This window comes from Serratia sp. GW822-FHT06E05 (assembly GCF_058799445.1).
In genome coordinates, this window is record NZ_JBXALM010000004.1 from 1 (window position 1) to 18,049 (window position 18,049).

The 18,049-nt window shown below is 55.3% G+C and carries 15 protein-coding genes; 7 read left to right on the top strand and 8 right to left on the bottom strand.

Annotated elements, in window-relative coordinates; translation table 11 throughout:
• The first annotated feature begins 152 nt into the window (after positions 1-152).
• On the top strand, positions 153-842 hold the full coding sequence (locus AC1RKC_RS12085) for a FadR/GntR family transcriptional regulator (RefSeq protein ID WP_046374852.1): 690 nt from the start codon (positions 153-155) through the stop codon (positions 840-842).
• A 66-nt stretch (positions 843-908) separates the two neighbouring features.
• A complete protein-coding gene (mdtD, locus tag AC1RKC_RS12090; protein WP_041415120.1) occupies positions 909-2,324 on the top strand; it encodes a multidrug transporter subunit MdtD in 1,416 nt (471 codons plus the stop codon).
• On the opposite strand, the gene rbsR is transcribed toward mdtD, so the two are convergent.
• The 7 genes from rbsR to kup form a co-directional block, all read right to left on the bottom strand.
• On the bottom strand, positions 2,321-3,322 hold the full coding sequence (gene rbsR, locus AC1RKC_RS12095; RefSeq protein ID WP_020837691.1) for a ribose operon transcriptional repressor RbsR: 1,002 nt from the start codon (positions 3,320-3,322) through the stop codon (positions 2,321-2,323). The two genes, mdtD and rbsR, sit on opposite strands and share 4 nt — an antisense overlap.
• A 5-nt stretch (positions 3,323-3,327) precedes the next feature.
• Entirely contained in the window at positions 3,328-4,254 is a 927-nt protein-coding gene (gene rbsK / locus AC1RKC_RS12100) for a ribokinase (RefSeq protein ID WP_046374851.1), read from the bottom strand.
• Positions 4,255-4,315: 61 nt separating this feature from the next.
• Positions 4,316-5,203 carry a ribose ABC transporter substrate-binding protein RbsB gene (gene rbsB / locus AC1RKC_RS12105; RefSeq protein WP_129941917.1) on the bottom strand — a complete coding sequence of 296 codons (888 nt, stop codon included), beginning with the start codon at positions 5,201-5,203 and terminating at the stop codon, positions 4,316-4,318.
• A 24-nt stretch (positions 5,204-5,227) separates the two neighbouring features.
• Positions 5,228-6,193, bottom strand: a complete 966-nt coding sequence (gene rbsC, locus AC1RKC_RS12110; RefSeq protein ID WP_493092600.1) for a ribose ABC transporter permease — start codon at positions 6,191-6,193, stop codon at positions 5,228-5,230.
• 6 nt (positions 6,194-6,199) lie between these two features.
• On the bottom strand, positions 6,200-7,705 hold the full coding sequence (rbsA, locus tag AC1RKC_RS12115; RefSeq protein WP_493092599.1) for a ribose ABC transporter ATP-binding protein RbsA: 1,506 nt from the start codon (positions 7,703-7,705) through the stop codon (positions 6,200-6,202).
• A gap of 7 nt (positions 7,706-7,712) precedes the next feature.
• Positions 7,713-8,132 carry a D-ribose pyranase gene (gene rbsD / locus AC1RKC_RS12120; protein WP_020837697.1) on the bottom strand — a complete coding sequence of 140 codons (420 nt, stop codon included), beginning with the start codon at positions 8,130-8,132 and terminating at the stop codon, positions 7,713-7,715.
• 300 nt (positions 8,133-8,432) lie between these two features.
• Positions 8,433-10,301, bottom strand: coding sequence for a low affinity potassium transporter Kup (gene kup, locus AC1RKC_RS12125; protein WP_020837698.1), 1,869 nt, complete (start codon positions 10,299-10,301; stop codon positions 8,433-8,435).
• A gap of 283 nt (positions 10,302-10,584) precedes the next feature.
• Here kup and ravA point away from each other — a divergent pair, with 283 nt between their 5' ends.
• Positions 10,585-12,093, top strand: coding sequence for an ATPase RavA (gene ravA / locus AC1RKC_RS12130; RefSeq protein WP_261136383.1), 1,509 nt, complete (start codon positions 10,585-10,587; stop codon positions 12,091-12,093).
• A gap of 2 nt (positions 12,094-12,095) precedes the next feature.
• On the top strand, positions 12,096-13,559 hold the full coding sequence (gene viaA / locus AC1RKC_RS12135; RefSeq protein ID WP_046374847.1) for an ATPase RavA stimulator ViaA: 1,464 nt from the start codon (positions 12,096-12,098) through the stop codon (positions 13,557-13,559).
• A gap of 3 nt (positions 13,560-13,562) precedes the next feature.
• Here viaA and asnA read toward each other — a convergent pair whose 3' ends face one another.
• Positions 13,563-14,555, bottom strand: coding sequence for an aspartate--ammonia ligase (gene asnA / locus AC1RKC_RS12140; RefSeq protein ID WP_020837701.1), 993 nt, complete (start codon positions 14,553-14,555; stop codon positions 13,563-13,565).
• 155 nt (positions 14,556-14,710) lie between these two features.
• On the opposite strand from asnA, the gene asnC reads away from it, so the two are divergent.
• The 3 genes from asnC (at position 14,711) to mnmG (ending at position 17,981) form a co-directional block, all read left to right on the top strand.
• Positions 14,711-15,172, top strand: coding sequence for a transcriptional regulator AsnC (gene asnC, locus AC1RKC_RS12145; protein ID WP_004950461.1), 462 nt, complete (start codon positions 14,711-14,713; stop codon positions 15,170-15,172).
• 97 nt (positions 15,173-15,269) lie between these two features.
• Positions 15,270-15,710 (top strand): FMN-binding protein MioC, encoded by a 441-nt coding sequence (gene mioC, locus AC1RKC_RS12150; protein WP_115060894.1) that lies wholly within the window; start codon positions 15,270-15,272, stop codon positions 15,708-15,710.
• A 381-nt stretch (positions 15,711-16,091) separates the two neighbouring features.
• On the top strand, positions 16,092-17,981 hold the full coding sequence (gene mnmG / locus AC1RKC_RS12155; protein WP_046374845.1) for a tRNA uridine-5-carboxymethylaminomethyl(34) synthesis enzyme MnmG: 1,890 nt from the start codon (positions 16,092-16,094) through the stop codon (positions 17,979-17,981).
• Positions 17,982-18,049: the final 68 nt, after the last annotated feature.

Below are 18,049 nucleotides of genomic sequence, written 5' to 3' on the forward strand. Positions count from 1 at the left end.
CCCCTAAATGCAAAAAACTTTTCAAGCGCGGTATTTTTCGACAAAACGCTGCACAAGCCAGCGTTTTCGTCACTTTTTCCGGAAATCAGCGACAAAAGCTGGCGATCCGTAGAGTAAAATAAGAGTAACAATGTCAGTAAGGACTCGCAGCCATGCAATTTAATGCTCAACAACAGGCCGCCCAACGCAATCTTTCTTATCTACTTGCAGAAAAACTCGGCCAACAAATTCTGGCAGGCGATTATCAGGCCGGCAGTATCCTGCCCGGGGAGATGGAACTCGGGGAACAATTTGGCGTGAGCCGCACCGCGGTACGTGAAGCGGTGAAGATGCTGGCCGCCAAAGGCATGCTGCTCCCCCGTCCGCGCATCGGCACCCGGGTCATGCCGCAAAGCCAGTGGAACTTTCTCGATCAGGATTTACTGACCTGGTGGATGACCAAAGAGAACTTCGATCAGGTGATGCAGCATTTCCTTATCCTGCGAACCTCGCTGGAACCTCAGGCCTGCTCATTGGCGGCTGCCAACGCCAGCACGCAGCAAACTGCGCGGTTGGCTGAACTGATGGCGGAAATGCGGGCACTGCATGTTCAGTTTGACCGCGAGCACTGGATCCAGGTTGATACCCAGTTCCACCAGCTTATCTATGAGGCCAGCGGTAATCCGTTTCTCACATCATTCGCCAACCTGTTCAGTTCGGTGTATCAAAGTTACTTCCGCGCCATCACAGGTAACGAAGTGATTAAGCTCCAGAACCATCAGGCCATTGTCGATGCGATACTCGCCGGCGACGGCGCAGGGGCATTAGCCGCCTGCCAGGTCTTGCTCAGAGAGAAAGACTAACTCATGCCCTACTTATATATAGAAGAACAATGAAGGGACGAATACGACAGTTAACCGGGAATCATAATGACTAAATCCGCGCGCAGTATGGCAGGGCTCCCCTGGATCGCCGCAATGGCATTCTTTATGCAGGCGCTGGACGCCACCATCCTCAACACGGCGTTGCCTGCGATAGCGCAAAGCCTGGAGCGCTCGCCACTGGCGATGCAGTCTGCCGTAATCAGCTATACGTTGACGGTTGCCATGCTGATCCCGGTCAGTGGCTGGCTGGCAGACCGTTTCGGTACCCGGCGGGTGTTTATCTTTGCGGTTTCGCTATTTACTCTCGGTTCGCTGCTGTGTGCGCTTTCCCCAACGCTAAGCGTGTTGGTGACCTCACGCGTCATTCAGGGCGTTGGTGGTGCGATGATGATGCCGGTAGCACGTTTGGCCCTGTTGCGCGCCTACCCGCGCAGCGAGCTGTTGCCGGTTCTGAACTTCGTGACTATGCCCGGGCTGGTTGGCCCGATCATGGGGCCGATGCTGGGGGGATGGCTGGTCACCTATGCCACCTGGCACTGGATTTTCCTTATCAACATCCCGATTGGCCTGCTCGGCATCTTCTATGCACGCAAATATATGCCGGACTTCACCACGCCCAAGCGTCGGTTCGATTTCCTCGGCTTTATGCTGTTTGGCCTGAGTCTGGTGCTGGTTTCTACCGGGCTTGAGCTGTTTGGCGAACAGGTGCTGGCCAGCTATATCTCACTGGGTATTCTGCTCAGCGGCGTGGTGATGCTGTTCGGCTATATCGCTCATGCCCGCAGGCACCCTCAGCCACTGATTGGTTTGGATTTATTCCAGACTCGCACCTTCTCCGTGGGGATCGCCGGCAATGTCGCTTCACGCCTGGGTACCGGCTGCGTGCCGTTCCTGATGCCGCTGATGCTGCAGGTCGGTTTCGGTTACTCGGCGATTATTGCGGGCTGCATGATGGCACCAACGGCCATCGGCTCACTGATGGCGAAATCCACCGTGACTCAAGTGCTGCGCTGGTTCGGCTATCGCAAAACGCTGGTTGGTATCACGTTGATTATCGGCGTGCTGATCGCCCAGTTTGCATTACAAAGCCCGGGAATGCCGCTGTGGTTGATGATCCTGCCGCTGTTCGTGCTGGGGATGGCGATGTCTACGCAGTTCACCGCCATGAATACCATCAGCCTGGCGGATTTAAACGATGCCAATGCCAGTTCCGGCAACAGCGTGCTGGCGGTTACTCAGCAGCTTTCCATCAGCTTTGGCGTTGCGATCAGCGCAGCAGTGCTGCGTTTCTATGAATCTATGTCGCTCGGCACCATGGTCGATCACTTCCACTACACCTTTATCACCATGGGGATTGTCACCCTGGCCTCAGCGTTTGTCTTTATGCTGTTAAAAAGGAAGGATGGCCGTAACCTGATCAGTGGCCGTGACAGCAAGAAAGAAGCCGAAGCTACTCGCTAGCGGCGGCCAACAGAAGCGCGTTCCACCAGCTCAGGGGTCAGTACCAGAACCTGAGCTTCACGTTCCGGATTCTGCAGGCGGTTGATCAACGCATCGATCGCCAATTCGCCCAGCGAATCTTTAGGTTGATGGATAGTGCTTAGAGGCGGCGCAAGGTATTTGGCCAGTTCGATATCGTCGTAACCCATCACCGCCATGTCCTGCGGTACCGATAACCCAGCCTGATACAACGCCTGGTAAGCCCCCACCGCGACCGCGTCGTTGCCGGCGAACACCGCGTGGGGTGGCTCAGCCAAGGCCAACAGCTGTTTCATGGCGATGACACCACCTTCAAATTCAAAATCGCAGTGCACTTCATACCCCGGCAGGATCGCCAGCCCAGCACGCTGCATGGCGCTGCGGTAGCCTTCCAGTCGGTGGCGTGCCGTGGTTTTATCCTGCGGGCCGGCGATGCAGGCGATTTTGCGATACCCGCGAGCGATCAGATGATCGGTCGCCATCTCGCCGCCCAACAAAGAGTTGTCCTGGATGATGTCGTTAGCCCCTTCGAACGGCGCCCAGTCCATCATCACTATTGGTAGAGACGGGTAGCGACTCAGCGCATCCTGCGATGGCCGATGGTTTTCGGTACACATCAACAGCAAACCGTCGACGCGCTTTTGCAGCAGCGTCTCCATATTGCGGTTCATGCGCGCGGCATCTTCTTCGGTATTGCACAGGATCAAACTGTAGCCACGTTCATAACAACTGCGCTCGACGCCACGCACCACCTCAGCATAAAAGGGGTTGTTGCTGGAAGTGACCAGCATGCCGATGGTTCGCGTCTGATTCAGTTTGAGACTGCGCGCCAGGGCGGAAGGCGCATAGTTCAGTTGTTCTATAGCCGCCATGATTTTGGCTCGCACGCTGTCGCTGACAAAGCGATTGTTATTAATGACGTGCGAAACCGTTGAGGTTGAAACACCCGCCAGGCGGGCGACATCTTTCATGGTGGCCAAGGGGGTTACTCCTGCTGCTGCAAGAAGGCGTCAATCTCTTCGCGCCAGGGCACGGAAGGTTGGGCGCCGGGACGGGTCACCGCAATTGCCGCTGCTGCATGAGCAAAGCGCACCGCATCCGCCATGGTTTTGCCTTCCAGCAACGCCGTGACCAGCGCCCCGTTGAAGGTATCGCCAGCGGCGATAGTATCGACCGCTTTAACCTTGAAACCGGGTACCAATTTGCCGTTGCCGTTCTCACTCAGCCACACGCCACGGCTACCAAGGGTGATGATCACCGTTGCGATACCTTTATCGTGCAACGCCTGAGCGGCGCGCGCGGCATCATTATCGTCATTGACCGCAATACCGGTCAGGCGCTGAGCTTCGGTTTCGTTTGGCGTAATCATATCGATAGTCGCCAGTAGCTCGTCCGGCAGCTCACGAGCAGGTGCCGGGTTAAGGATAACCTGCGTCTGATGCTGTTTCGCCAGGCTGGCGGCTGCGATAACGGTTTCCAACGGAGACTCGAGCTGCATCAGCAACGCGTCGGCGTCGATAACCTTTTGCTGATAACGTGCAAGATAATCGGGGGTCACTGCGGCATTGGCACCCGCATCGATGCCGATCACGTTCTCGCCTTCCGCATTAACAAAAATCAGCGCGACGCCCGTGGTGCTGTCAGCAATAGCTTCTATCGGTTGGGTATCAATGCGATCGCTTGCCAGTTGCTGACGTACGCGTTCACCGATGTCATCGGCACCCACGCAGGCGATAAAAGCGATATCTGCACCGCTGCGCCCAGCCGCCACTGCCTGGTTTGCGCCTTTGCCGCCAAACGCCACTTTATACTGTTTCCCGATCACCGTTTCGCCCGGGCGAGGAAACTGCTCAATATTAAGGATATGGTCGGCATTGATACTGCCCAGAACCACCAGCTTACCTGTTGCCATCGCATTGATTCCTGAATTACGCGCCATCATAAACGCCCCGTTTTGATGGCGCTGGTATGACTTATTGGGTGACCAGTTTCAAATCCACCGGAATGGTAGCCGACACTTTCTCGCCTTTCAGCACTTTATCGGCGGTTTCTACGCCGATCACGCCGATCTGATCCGGACGCTGCGCGACGGTAGCCGCCAGCTTGCCGCTTTCAACCGCTTTCACGCCGTCGGCAGTGCCGTCGAAGCCTACCACGACCACATCGGTTTTACCGGCGGTTTGCAGCGCACGCAGGGCGCCCAGCGCCATTTCATCGTTCTGGGCAAACACCGCCTGCACATCTGGGTGAGCGGTCAGCAGGTTCTGCATCACGTTCAGGCCTTTGGTACGGTCGAAATCTGCCGGTTGGCTGGCCAACAGTTTGAATTTGTTCTGATCCAGTGATTGTTTAAAGCCTTCGCCACGCTCACGGGCAGCGGAGGTACCGGCGATCCCTTCCAGTTGGATCACTTTAGCGTCTGCGCCCACTTTTTTGGCAATGAAATCACCGGCCATTTTGCCGCCAACGCGGTTATCCGAAGCGATATGGCTGACCACTTCGCCCTTGCTCGCCACGCGGTCCAGGGTGATGACCGGGATCTTGGCCTGATTGGCCATCTTGATGGCGTTACCGACCGCATCGGAATCGGTTGGGTTAATCAGCAGCAGCTTAGGCGCCTGCACCATCAGATCCTGCACGTTAGCCAGCTCTTTCGCCGGGTTATTCTGCGAATCCAGCACCACCAGGTTGTAACCCAGCTTGTTGGCTTCCTGCTGCGCCCCCTCTTTCATTGAGACAAAGAACGGGTTGTTCAGCGTGGAAACCACCAGCGCAATGGTGTCTTTCGCCAGCGCGTTAGCGCTCAGGGTGGCGCTCAGTGCGAAGGCTGAAGCCAAAATTGCCAGTTTTTTCATTTTCATCATCGTGATTCCTGTAGGGGGAGGTTATTTGTTGCTTTTGTTCTCTACCAGAACCGCCAGCAGTATCACCACTGCCTTCACGATCATTTGGTAGTAAGAAGAAACACCCAGTAAATTCAATCCGTTGTTCAGGAAGCCAAGGATCAGCGCCCCGATCAAGGTACCAACGATGCGGCCCTTGCCGCCGGCCAGGCTGGTACCGCCCAGCACCACTGCGGCAATGGCGTCCAACTCATAGCCGGTGCCGGCGGTCGGCTGCGCGGAAGACAGGCGCGCCACTTCGATCACGCCCGCCAACGCCGCCAACAAACCACAAAGCGAATAAACGATAATCTTTACTTTATCGACGCTGATACCGGACAGGCGGGTCGCCGCCTCGTTGCCGCCCAGAGCATAAATATAGCGGCCCAGACGGGTATGGTGCAGCATGTACCACGCAGCGATAAAGACGATCGCCATGATCCAGATCGGGGTTGGCACGCCCAGCGGCCGGCCGATGCCGAACCAGCCGAAAGTATCGGCCACGTCGGTAAAGCCGGTGTTCACCGGGCTGCCGTTGGTGTACACCATGGTGGCGCCGCGCAACAGCAGCATCATCACCAGGGTCGCAATAAATGCCTGCACCTTGCCTTTGGCAACAATCACCCCGGTACAGGCGCCGACCGCGGCCCCCAATGCCAGTGCCGCCGCCACGGCCACCACCGCGTTAACTTCAAAGCCCACGATCGATGCCGCTACCGCACCAGTTAACGCCAGTAGCGATCCCACCGACAAATCGATGCCGGAAGTGAGGATCACCAGCGTCATCCCCACCGCCATAATGGCGTTAACAGAGGTTTGCTGCAGAATATTGAACAGGTTATTTAGGGTGAAGAAATTTGGGCTCATTGAAGAGACCACGGCGATCAGCACCAGCAGAGCAATCAGTGATTTTTGCTCTAACAGCCACTCTTTACTGAACCAGCGCTTTGCCACACTCTGGGAACTCATATCTGATTACTCCTGCTTTACGCCGTATTGCTTGCCAACGGCCGCAGCCATCAACGCTTCCTGGGTGGCCTGTTCAATCGGGAACTCGCCGCTAAGGTGTCCTTCGTGCATCACCAGAATGCGGTCGCTCATGCCCATGACCTCCGGCATTTCCGACGACACCAGAATGATGCTCAGACCTTCCTGCTTGAACTGGTTAATTAACTGATAGATTTCTTTTTTGGCACCGACGTCGACACCGCGCGTCGGTTCATCGAGGATCAACACCTTTGGCCGCGTCATCAGGCCGCGGGCGATTGCCACTTTTTGCTGATTGCCGCCGGAGAGCAGGCCAATGGGCTGTTCCATCGACGGCGTCTTGATATTGAACAAGCGGATGAAATCCCCCACCGCCTGCTGTTCTTCGGCCTGTTTCAGGCTGCCGCCGGCACGGCTGAAATAGCGCAGCGCGGTCAACGACATGTTTTCCTTCACCGACATCTCCAACACCAGACCATCGCGCTTGCGGTCTTCGGAGATATACACAATGCCGTTCGCCAAACCGTCCTGTGGAGAATGAGTGACCACCTGGCGGCCATCGAGGCTGACCGTGCCGGCCTTGCGTGGTGCTGCCCCGTAGAGAATTTTCATCAGCTCGGTACGTCCGGCGCCCATCAACCCGGCGACGCCAAGAATTTCGCCACGGTACAGCGTAAAGCTGACGTCATGTACACCCGGACCGGAAACCTGACTGACCTCCAGCCGTTTTTCACCGCGCGGCTGGTTGAGGCGCGGGTATTGTTCTTCCAGCTTGCGGCCGACCATCATTTCTATCAGCGAATCTTCCTGCAGCTCACTGACCGGACGCTCGGCGATAAACTGCCCGTCACGAAACACCGTGACGTCATCGCAAATTTCAAAAATCTCTTTCAGCCGGTGGGAGATGTAAACAATCCCTCGCCCTTCGGCCTTCAGTTCATTGATCACTTTAAATAAAGAGGCCGTCTCGGTATCGGTCAACGCATCCGTCGGCTCATCCATAATGATGACTTTCGATTCGAAGCTCAGCACCTTGGCGATTTCCACCATTTGCTGATCGCCGATCGACAGTTCCCCCACCAGCCGGTGGCTGCTGTAACTCAGGTTCAGTCGTGCGAGCAGTTTGTCTGCTTCGGCATACATGCGCTTCCAGTCGATGCGGCCGATACGGTTAACGAACTCACGCCCGAGGAAGATGTTCTCCGCAATGGTTAATTGCGGGATCAGGTTCAGTTCCTGATGGATGATGCCGATGCCCGCTTCCTGCGAATCCTTTGGGCCGTTGAACGCCACCTCTTTTCCGAGAAAGTACTGACTGCCAGCGTCTTTGTTATAAATGCCAGTCAGCACCTTCATCATGGTGGATTTCCCGGCGCCGTTTTCACCCACCAGCGCCATCACCTTGCCCGGGTACACGCTGAGCGCAGCGCCGGAAAGCGCCTTCACGCCGGGAAAGGCTTTATCGATCCCTTTCAGTTGCAGTAAAGGTTGCATAGGTGCCTCAGAAAGTTACGCCGGCGCAAAGGATCACGTTCGCGTAGGGCGAACATTCCCCGCTGCGGATCACCGCACGGCAGTGTTCCGTTTGTGCTTTAAAAGCCTGGTGGCTGATATAGCTCAGGCTGATGCTCTTCCCCTGGCGTTGGCCAAGTTCGGTCAGCTGAGCCAATAACGCGCTATGAAGCTGTGGATTTTGCTTAACGATCTCTTCCGCCAGAATGGCGCTTTCGACCTGCATCTCCTGCGTCACGACCTCGAGTACCTGTAGAAAAGTCGGCACCCCCTGAGTCAGCGCCAAATCGATGCGCTGCGTGGCCGCCGGAATAGGCAGCCCGGCATCGCCGATAGCTATCTGATCGGTATGACCGAGACGGGAAACCACGGCAGAGACATCAGCATTCAGCAACACGCCTTTTTTCATCTTGTTCTTCTCATTCCGCCAGCGAAACGTTTCGCTTGTGTCTGGAGTTTAAAAAAACGTCAGTAGAAGGCAACCGGGATAATGCAGAAGTGTGATCGTCATCGAAACGTTTCGCTCGTGTTACCGAGAACAGATACCCTAAATAATTGACGTTGCATCGCAACGGCAAGCCTGCGAATTCCCGGGAGCATAGTCCACTATGTGACCGGAATGAGCTGGTGCAGCCAACAAAGAGGCAGCTTCAAGTATGACGGGGTTAAACAGAAAGGGCCCAGCGGTGGCTGAGCCCTTGAGGGGGTGTTAAATCTCGACCTGGGTTCCCAGCTCGATCACCCTATTGGGCGGGATCTCAAACTGGTCCGGCGCGCGTAGCGCATTGCGGCTCAATGCAATAAACAGCTTGCCGCGCAGGAACAGGTACCACGGCCGTTTGGTCAGGATCAACGACTCGTGCGACATAAAGAACGAGGTTTCCGTCATCCGGCACGGCAGCCCTTCCAGCCCGCAGCGGTGGAACACTTCTTCAACGTTCGGCGTTTCACGCCAGCCATAGCTGGCCACCACCCGCCAGAAGGTCGGTGACAGCTGTTCGATGGTCACTCGCCGCACGTTGTGAACGTAAGGTGCATCCTCGGTACGCAACGTCAACAGCACCACGCGTTCGTGCAGCACCTTGTTGTGCTTTAGGTTATGCAGCAGCGCAAAAGGGATCACGTTGATGGCGCGTGACATAAAGACCGCGGTGCCAGGCACCCGCACCGGTGGCGATTTTTCCAGTGAGGCGATCATCGCCTCCAGGGAATTGCCGTGCTCGTGCATGCGGCGCAGCAGGCGGAAACGTTCGCTCTTCCAGGTGGTCATGATGATGAACATCACCAGCGCCAACATCAGCGGCAGCCAACCCCCCGAGAACAGTTTCAGGGCGTTGGCGGAGAACATCGGGATGTCGATAATCAGCAGGACAACCAGAATGCCGACGGCGAAGAAGCGATTCCAGTGCCAGTTTTTAATCGCCACCGACGTCACCAGAATACTGGTCAGCACCATGGTGCCGGTCACGGCGATGCCGTAGGCCGCCGCCAGATTACTGGAGTGTTCGAAACCGACAATCACCAGCACCACCGCGATATACAGCGTCCAGTTGATCACCGGAATGTAGATTTGGCCGGATTCCATCTCAGACGTATGGATGATGCGCATTGGCGACAAATAACCCAGGCGCACCGCCTGACGGGTCAGAGAGAACACGCCGGAGATCACCGCCTGCGAGGCGATAACCGTGGCCAGCGTCGCCAGAATTAATAGCGGGATCAGCGCCCAGTCCGGCGCCAACAGGAAGAACGGATTCTTGATCGCCTCCGGATTTTTCAGCAACAGAGCGCCCTGACCAAAATAGTTCAGCACCAGTGAAGGCAGCACCACGGTGAACCAGGCCAGGCGAATAGGGAATTTGCCGAAGTGGCCCATATCGGCGTACAACGCCTCAACGCCGGTAATCGACAGCACCACCGCACCCAGCGCAAAGAACGAAACCTTCTTATATTCAATAAAGAAGTTCAGCGCCCATTTCGGGTTCAACGCCTGCAACACTTCCGGGTTAGCCATAATGCTGCGCGCACCCAGTACCGCCAGGACGATAAACCACAGCAGCATCACCGGTGCAAAGAGCTTACCGACGCTGCCGGTACCGTGTTTCTGGATGGCGAACAGCAGCGTCAGCACCAGTATCGACAGCGGAACGATATAGCCATCGAGCGACGGAGCGGCGATTTCCAAACCTTCTATCGCGGACATCACCGATATCGCCGGGGTGATCACCACCTCGCCATAGAAGAAGCTGCCGCCAATCAGGCCCAGGATCACCAACACTGCGGTAGTGCGCGCTGAAGTATTACGCCCGGCCAACGACATCAGCGTCAGGATCCCGCCTTCGCCGGCGTTATCTGCCCGCATGACATAAGTGAGGTATTTAAGGGAAACAATGATGATCAGCATCCAGAAAATCAGCGACAGGAAGCCGAAAACTACGTCTGGACGAACATCGAAGCCGTAATGGCCGGAGAAACACTCTCTGAGAGTATAGAGAGGACTGGTGCCGATATCACCGTAAACCACCCCAATTGCCGCCAGGGTTACCGCCGATAAGGACTGCTTATGCTCTGTGCTCATAATTCGTTTCTTTATTAGAACATCCGTTAGCGATGCATCCGCATCAGCCAGAGATACGGGCTCTAAGATCCGTTACGCCCACTAAAAGGCGCACAGTATGCACGATTTATACTGCTTGCCTACTCTTATATCAGACCCAAAAAATAAACAAAATGTGAACCGGCCGCTCTTTTGATAATAGAAAGATTTTACTAATCAACAAGCTATACCATTAAAAATAATGGTGGTTTATCATCGGATTATCCACCAAGATTGGCTAACTCTCGGACAACACGACAATAATATGGCGCCATCATCACTTCTTGCAGAACGGATTTCCCGCCTCAGCAGCGCGCTGGAGAGCGGTCTTTATGAACGTCAGGAAGCCATTCGCCTGTGTCTGCTGGCGGCGCTCAGCGGTGAAAGCGTGTTCCTGCTCGGTCCACCGGGCATTGCCAAAAGCCTGATTGCACGACGGTTAAAATTCGCCTTTCGCCATGCGCGCTCCTTTGAATACCTGATGACGCGCTTCTCGACGCCGGAAGAGGTGTTCGGCCCGTTATCCATCCAGGCGTTAAAAGACGAAGGCCGCTATCAGCGCCTGACCGCCGGCTACCTGCCCGAAGCGGAAATCGTATTTCTGGATGAGATCTGGAAAGCCGGCCCGGCAATCCTCAATACCCTGCTGACCGCGATCAACGAACGTCGCTTCCGTAACGGCAACGCGGAGGAACCGATCCCCCTGCGGTTGCTGGTTACCGCCTCCAATGAATTACCGGAAGCCGACAGCAGCCTGGAAGCGCTGTACGACCGCATGCTGATACGCCTATGGTTGGACAAAGTGCAGGACAAGCAGAACTTTCGCTCGTTGCTGGTCAGCCGCCAGAACGAGAATGAAAACCCGGTGCCGGAAGCCCTGAGCATCACCGACGAGGAGTATCATCAGTGGCAATCGCAGATCGACAAAATCAAGCTGCCTGAAAGCTGCTTCGAACTGATATTCCAACTGCGTCAGCGGCTGGATGCGCTGGACTATGCTCCTTACGTTTCCGATCGCCGATGGAAAAAGGCATTGCGCCTGTTGCAGGCCTGCGCCTTTTTCAGTGGTCGCGACGCCGTGGCCCCGATCGACCTGCTGCTGCTGAAAGACTGCCTGTGGCACGATCTCACCTCGCTAAAACTGCTGCAGCAGCAAGTAGAGCAGTTGCTGAACGAGTCGGCCTACCAACAGCAAACGCTGCTGATCCAGCTGCAACAGATCCACACCCGCTGGCTGCAGCACCAACAACAGCAGAGCGACAGTCAGGCGATCACACTGGTAAAAAAAGGCGGCATGTTCAGCCGAAAGCCGCAGTTTGCCCTGGCCACGCCGCTCGGCACCGGCCCCCTGACACTGTTGCTGCAAAAACCGCTGCAGCTGCATGATATTCAGGTTAACCATCTGAGTATTGAAAACAGCGTACTGGAAAACTGGCTGCAAAAAGGCGGCGACGTACGCGCCAAACTGAACGGCATCGGCTTTGCCCAGCAGATCGATCTGGAAGTGGACGAAAAACTGCATCTGACGGTACTGGACGTCAGTCGTCAGCCTTCGCTGCTGGCCCTGCCCGGTATAAAGACCGGGGGAACGCCTCAGGCAATGCTCGACGAAATGGACCAGTTGGCTCAGCGTCTGGCGGAACAGCGTCGGTTGTTCAGTCAGCATCAGCCCTGCCTGTTTACCCCGGCCGCCAGGCTGGCAAAAATTGAGGCCAGCCTGTTGCAGGTGGCGGAACAAATCAAACAGCAGCACCAGCAGATGCGCGGTCAGTAAGCATGCTCAGCCTGGAAACGCTCGATCTGCTGCTGGCGATCACCGAAGGTGAACTGATCGAGGAGATGATCATCGGTATGCTGGCGGCCCCGCAGCTGTCGATTTTCTTCAAGAAGTTTCCGGCGATCCGCCGGGCGCTGGATCGCGACCTGCCGCGCTGGAAGCTGCAGTTGAAACAGCGTCTGCATGAAGCCATGGTGCCACCTGCGCTGGCGCAAGAATTTTACCGCTATCAACAGTGCCAGTTAGAGAACAATACCCAGTTCTTTCATAACCTCAATGACACTCTGGACCTGCTGCGCCAACTGGTTTCTCCTTTCTATGAGCAGGCCCGCTCGCTGGTGGACGCCGCCGATCTGCCCAATCATCCGCTGGACGACAGTTTCCAGACCCTGTTTTTACAACGCTGGCGTATCAGCCTGACGCTGCAGGCCACCATGATGCATCACCAGTTGCTGGAACAGGAACGCGAACAGCTGATGGCAGAGCTGCAGGAGCGTCTGGCATTGAGTGGGGCGCTGGAACCGCTGCTGTCGGAAAACGACACCGCCGCCGGGCGACTGTGGGACATGAGCAAAGGCCATCTTCAGCGCGGCGATTATCAACGGCTGGTGGAATACGGCAACTTCCTGCAGCAGCAGCCGGAACTGAAAAAGCTGGCGCAGCAGCTTGGGCGCAGCTATCAAGCCAAAGCGGTACAGCAACAGGATGCTTTGCCAGAGCCGTTTCGCGTCATGGTGCAGGTACCCGCCACGCTGCCGGAAGAGGTCAGCGGTATTCATCAGAGCGACGATATTCTGCGCCTGCTGCCGCCTGAGTTGGTCACGCTGGGTATCGAAGAATTGGAATTTGAGTTTTACCGGCGCCTGCTGGAAAAGCAGTTATTGAGCTACCGCCTGCAGGGCGATGTCTGGCAGGAACAGATAACGATCCGGCAGGTCACCCACCAGCAGCAGGATCAGCAGCCACGCGGCCCGTTTATCGTCTGTGTCGATACCTCAGGCTCCATGGGTGGGTTCAATGAGCAGTGCGCCAAGGCGTTTTGTCTGGCGCTGCTGCGCATTGCGCTGGCGGATAATCGCCGCTGCTACATCATGCTGTTTGCCAACCAGATAGTGCATTACGAGCTTACGGCCGCCAGCGGAATTGAACAGGCAGTGCGTTTTCTCGGTCAGCAGTTTCGCGGCGGCACCGATCTGGCAGCCTGCCTGAACGCCACGGTGAGTAAAATGGCGGAGAGCGGCTGGTTCGACGCGGATGCGGTGATCATTTCTGACTTTATTGCCCAGCGGTTACCGGAGGAGGTCATAAAGAAGGTCAAACAGCAGCAGCAGAACCACCAGCAACGCTTTCACGCGGTGGCGATGTCCAGCTATGGCAAACCCGGCATCATGCGCATCTTCGATCATATCTGGCGCTTTGATACCGGGTTAAAAAGCCGCTTGATGCGCCGCTGGCGGCGCTGATTGTTACAGAAGCCCTTCGACCGCGTCACGCACTTGCGGTGACCACACGCCACACTGCACCTGACCAATGTGCGACAGTTGCAGCAACAGCATCACCAGGCGTGACTGGCCGATACCGCCACCGATAGTCTGCGGCATATCGCCACGCAGCAATGACTGATGCCACTCCAGTGCCAGACGATCTTCATCGCCGGTTTGCGCCAACTGGCGCTTCAGCGCACTGGCGTCAACGCGAATCCCCATAGAAGAAAGCTCGAAGGCATCCTGCAATACTGGGTTCCAGACCAGAATATCGCCGTTCAAACCTGCCAGGCCTTCTGCCGCCGGTGTCGTCCAGTCATCATAATCCGGCGCACGGACATCGTGTGATTTGCCGTGCGACAGCTTACCGCCGATCCCGATCAGAAATACCGCGCCCAGCTCTTTGGTAATCGCCCGCTCACGGCCTTTGGCATCCAGTTCCGGGTAGCGTTGCAACAGGGTTTCACTGTGAACAAAATGAATCTGCTCTGGCAGGAACGGCGTTAAGCCATATTCGCGGCTCACTTCGACTTCAGTGGCCTTAATCGCCGCATAAATACTGCTCACGGTGCTTTTCAGGTAATCCAGGCTGCGCTCACCATCCCCCATCACCCGCTCCCAGTCCCATTGATCGACGTAGACCGAATGGATCGCGCTCAGACGATCTTCATCAGGACGCAATGCTTTCATATGGGTATACAGGCCTTCACCGGCGCCAAAATCGTAGCTGCCCAGCGTTTTACGTTTCCATTTCGCCAGTGAGTGCACCACTTCGAAGGTGGCTTCCGGCAGGGTTTTGACCTTTACCTGCACCGCTTTCTCACTGCCTGACAGGTTATCCTGGGTACCGTCACCCAGGCGGCTGAGGATCGGCGCCTGCACTTCGATCAGGCCAAGCTGCTGTTCCAGCTGGCGTGAGAAGAAGGATTTAACCAGGCTGATTTGTTGTTGTTTTTGAATAAACTGTTTTTTCATTGCCGTATCTCTTATAAACCTGTCTCTGTTGCCAACGATTAAGCAACAGAACGGCACCGTAATTCAATATCCGCTAATCAATATTGCCTTTTCACTTTTAATCGTTCATTTTGATGCGGTAATAATTCAACAATCAGCAATTAGTGGGGGATTAAATGGCTGAAAATTATCAGATCGATAATCTCGATCGCGGCATTCTTAACGCTTTGATGGAGAATGCCCGCACGCCTTATGCCGAACTGGCCAAGAACTTTGCCGTCAGTCCCGGTACCATTCATGTGCGAGTAGAAAAGATGAAGCAGGCCGGTATCATCACCGGCGCACGGGTTGACGTGAACCCTAAACGCCTGGGTTACGATGTCTGCTGTTTTATCGGCATTATATTAAAGAGTGCCAAAGACTATCCTTCGGCACTGAAAAAGCTCGAAAGCCTGGAGGAAGTGGTTGAGGCTTACTACACCACCGGCCACTACAGCGTGTTTATCAAAGTGATGTGCCGCTCAATAGATGCGTTGCAACAGGTACTTATCAACAAGATCCAGACCATTGACGAGATCCAGTCCACCGAAACGCTGATCTCGCTGCAGAACCCCATCATGCGTACCATCACGCCCTAGCCAATTAATTACTATACCCATATTATCCACAGGTAGATCCCAGCCGATTCACAGCGTACAATGCTGCCACTTTGAGAAGGCTGGGATCATTCATTTCATGGCAGACATTACTCTGATCAGTGGCAGTACGCTTGGCAGCGCCGAGTACGTAGCCGAGCACTTGGCTGAAAAACTGGAAGCTGCGGGTTTTACGACCGAAACCCTGCACGGCCCTGAATTGGATGAACTGACCCTGTCCGGGCGCTGGCTGGTGGTGTCTTCTACCCACGGTGCTGGCGATTTACCGGATAACCTGCAACCGCTGCTGGAACAAATAGAAGAACAGCTTCCTGACTTATCCCAGGTGCAGTTCGGCGCAGTCGGTTTGGGCAGCTCGGAATACGACACTTTCTGTGGTGCGATCCAACGGATCGACGATCTTCTGATCGCTCGCGGGGCGAAAAGGATCGGCGATCGGCTCGAGATCGACGTGACTGAACACGAAATTCCTGAGGATCCGGCAGAGGAATGGGTGAAAATTTGGATTAATTTACTCTAATTTGTTCAAAGAACACCCGAACGATTGTGGATAACTATGCTTAAAAGCAGGGTAAAAGCGGTAGTTATCCCAATAACAACCTTAGGTCGCTTTTTGTCCTGTGCATAACATGCCATTTAGATCCCAGCTTATAAGCTATAGGATCACCGATCATTCACAGCTAACGATCCTCCTTAATCCGCTGATCTCAATCACGAATAATCACTTATCCACAGAAGATCGCGATCCTAATAAGAGATCTAATAAAGAGATCTTTAAATAAAAAAGATCTTCTTTTAATTACCGACGATCCTGACCACTTGGTCGATCGACTAAACTTGAGTAGAATCGCCCTCCCCAGGGCAAACAACGATCGTTCGCAATACGGCGAGGTGCAGTTCCATGTTTTATCCAGAGCAATTTGACGTCATCATCATCGGTGGTGGCCATGCCGGTACCGAAGCCGCAATGGCTGCGGCACGCATGGGGCGTCAGACTTTATTATTGACACACAATATCGATACGCTGGGGCAGATGTCTTGCAACCCGGCGATTGGCGGTATTGGTAAAGGGCATCTGGTTAAGGAAATTGATGCACTTGGCGGCCTGATGGCCACGGCGATTGACCATGCCGGCATCCAGTTTAGGATACTAAACGCCAGCAAAGGCCCGGCGGTACGAGCCACTCGTGCCCAGGCTGACCGCGTACTGTATCGGCAGGCTGTACGCACCGCCCTGGAGAACCAGCCTAACCTGATGATCTTCCAGCAGCCGGTCGAAGATCTGATTGTGGAAAACGATCGCGTTGTTGGTGCGGTAACCCAAATGGGGCTGAAGTTCCGTGCCAAAGCGGTGGTACTGACCGTCGGCACCTTCCTGGATGGCAAGATCCATATCGGCTTGGAAAACTACAGCGGAGGCCGCGCCGGGGATCCTCCGTCGATCTCATTGTCACAGCGCCTGCGTGAATTGCCTTTGCGCGTTAATCGCTTGAAAACAGGTACGCCACCGCGTATCGATGCACGCACTATCGATTTCAGCGTTCTGACGCCGCAACACGGTGATACACCGATCCCGGTGTTCTCGTTTATGGGCAATGCCGGGCAACACCCGGAGCAAATGGCGTGCTACATCACCCATACCAACGAAAAAACTCATGACGTGATCCGCAATAACCTCGATCGCAGCCCGATGTATGCCGGGATCATCGAAGGGATCGGCCCACGCTATTGCCCATCGATCGAAGACAAAGTCATGCGCTTTGCCGATCGTAACGCTCACCAGATCTTCCTTGAACCGGAAGGCCTGACCAGCAACGAAATTTATCCTAACGGCATTTCCACCAGCCTGCCGTTTGACGTACAGATGCAGATCGTTCGTTCGATGGAAGGGATGCAGAATGCCCGCATCGTTCGTCCGGGTTATGCCATCGAGTATGATTTCTTCGATCCGCGCGATTTAAAACCGACGCTGGAAAGCAAATTTATCCAAGGCTTGTTCTTCGCCGGTCAGATTAACGGCACCACCGGCTACGAAGAAGCCGCTGCACAGGGCCTGCTGGCCGGTCTGAATGCCGGACGTTATGCCAACGAAGATGAAGGCTGGTCACCACGTCGCGATCAGGCTTACCTCGGCGTGCTGGTGGACGATCTCAGTACCCTGGGTACCAAAGAACCGTATCGCATGTTCACTTCACGCGCCGAATACCGCCTGATGCTGCGCGAAGACAATGCCGATCTGCGCCTGACCGAAAAAGGCCGCGAACTGGGTCTGGTGGACGATGCCCGCTGGGCGCGCTTTAGCGAAAAGCTGGAACACATCGAACAAGAACGTCAGCGCCTGCGCGACATCTGGATGCACCCGCATGCGGAGAATGTCGATCAGGTCAACGTACTGCTGAAAGCGCCGCTGTCGCGTGAAGCGAATGGCGAAGAGTTGCTGCGTCGCCCTGAAATGGATTACCAACAGCTGACCTCCGTAGCCGCATTTGCGCCGCCGTTGGCCGATACCCAGGCCGCAGAGCAGGTTGAGATCCAGGTAAAATACGAAGGCTACATCGCTCGTCAGCAGGAAGAGATCGAAAAACAACAGCGTAACGAAAACACCGTGCTGCCGTTGGATCTCGATTATCAGCAAGTTTCCGGCTTGTCGAATGAAGTGATTGCCAAATTGAATGACCACAAGCCGAACTCGATCGGCCAGGCTTCACGCATCTCCGGCATCACACCGGCGGCGATCTCAATTTTGCTGATCTGGCTGAAAAAGCAGGGTTTGCTGCGCCGCAGCGCATAAATCTTGTTTTTGTGCGACCGTTTGTCTACTTGATAGACAAACGGTCGCTGACATCGTCCCGTGCCTGA

Bases quoted from the DNA above. Each gene is read 5' to 3' on its own strand.
- rbsC (WP_493092600.1), bottom strand. From the start codon at position 6,193: ATGAGTTCCCAGAGTGTGGCAAAGCGCTGGTTCAGTAAAGAGTGGCTG.
- kup (WP_020837698.1), bottom strand. From the start codon at position 10,301: ATGAGCACAGAGCATAAGCAGTCCTTATCGGCGGTAACCCTGGCGGCA.
- rbsB (WP_129941917.1), bottom strand. From the start codon at position 5,203: ATGAAAATGAAAAAACTGGCAATTTTGGCTTCAGCCTTCGCACTGAGC.
- mioC (WP_115060894.1), top strand. From the start codon at position 15,270: ATGGCAGACATTACTCTGATCAGTGGCAGTACGCTTGGCAGCGCCGAG.
- rbsD (WP_020837697.1), bottom strand. From the start codon at position 8,132: ATGAAAAAAGGCGTGTTGCTGAATGCTGATGTCTCTGCCGTGGTTTCC.
- rbsK (WP_046374851.1), bottom strand. From the start codon at position 4,254: ATGGCAACAGGTAAGCTGGTGGTTCTGGGCAGTATCAATGCCGACCAT.
- mdtD (WP_041415120.1), top strand. From the start codon at position 909: ATGACTAAATCCGCGCGCAGTATGGCAGGGCTCCCCTGGATCGCCGCA.
- viaA (WP_046374847.1), top strand. From the start codon at position 12,096: ATGCTCAGCCTGGAAACGCTCGATCTGCTGCTGGCGATCACCGAAGGT.
- AC1RKC_RS12085 (WP_046374852.1), top strand. From the start codon at position 153: ATGCAATTTAATGCTCAACAACAGGCCGCCCAACGCAATCTTTCTTAT.
- asnC (WP_004950461.1), top strand. From the start codon at position 14,711: ATGGCTGAAAATTATCAGATCGATAATCTCGATCGCGGCATTCTTAAC.
- asnA (WP_020837701.1), bottom strand. From the start codon at position 14,555: ATGAAAAAACAGTTTATTCAAAAACAACAACAAATCAGCCTGGTTAAA.
- rbsA (WP_493092599.1), bottom strand. From the start codon at position 7,705: ATGCAACCTTTACTGCAACTGAAAGGGATCGATAAAGCCTTTCCCGGC.
- mnmG (WP_046374845.1), top strand. From the start codon at position 16,092: ATGTTTTATCCAGAGCAATTTGACGTCATCATCATCGGTGGTGGCCAT.
- ravA (WP_261136383.1), top strand. From the start codon at position 10,585: ATGGCGCCATCATCACTTCTTGCAGAACGGATTTCCCGCCTCAGCAGC.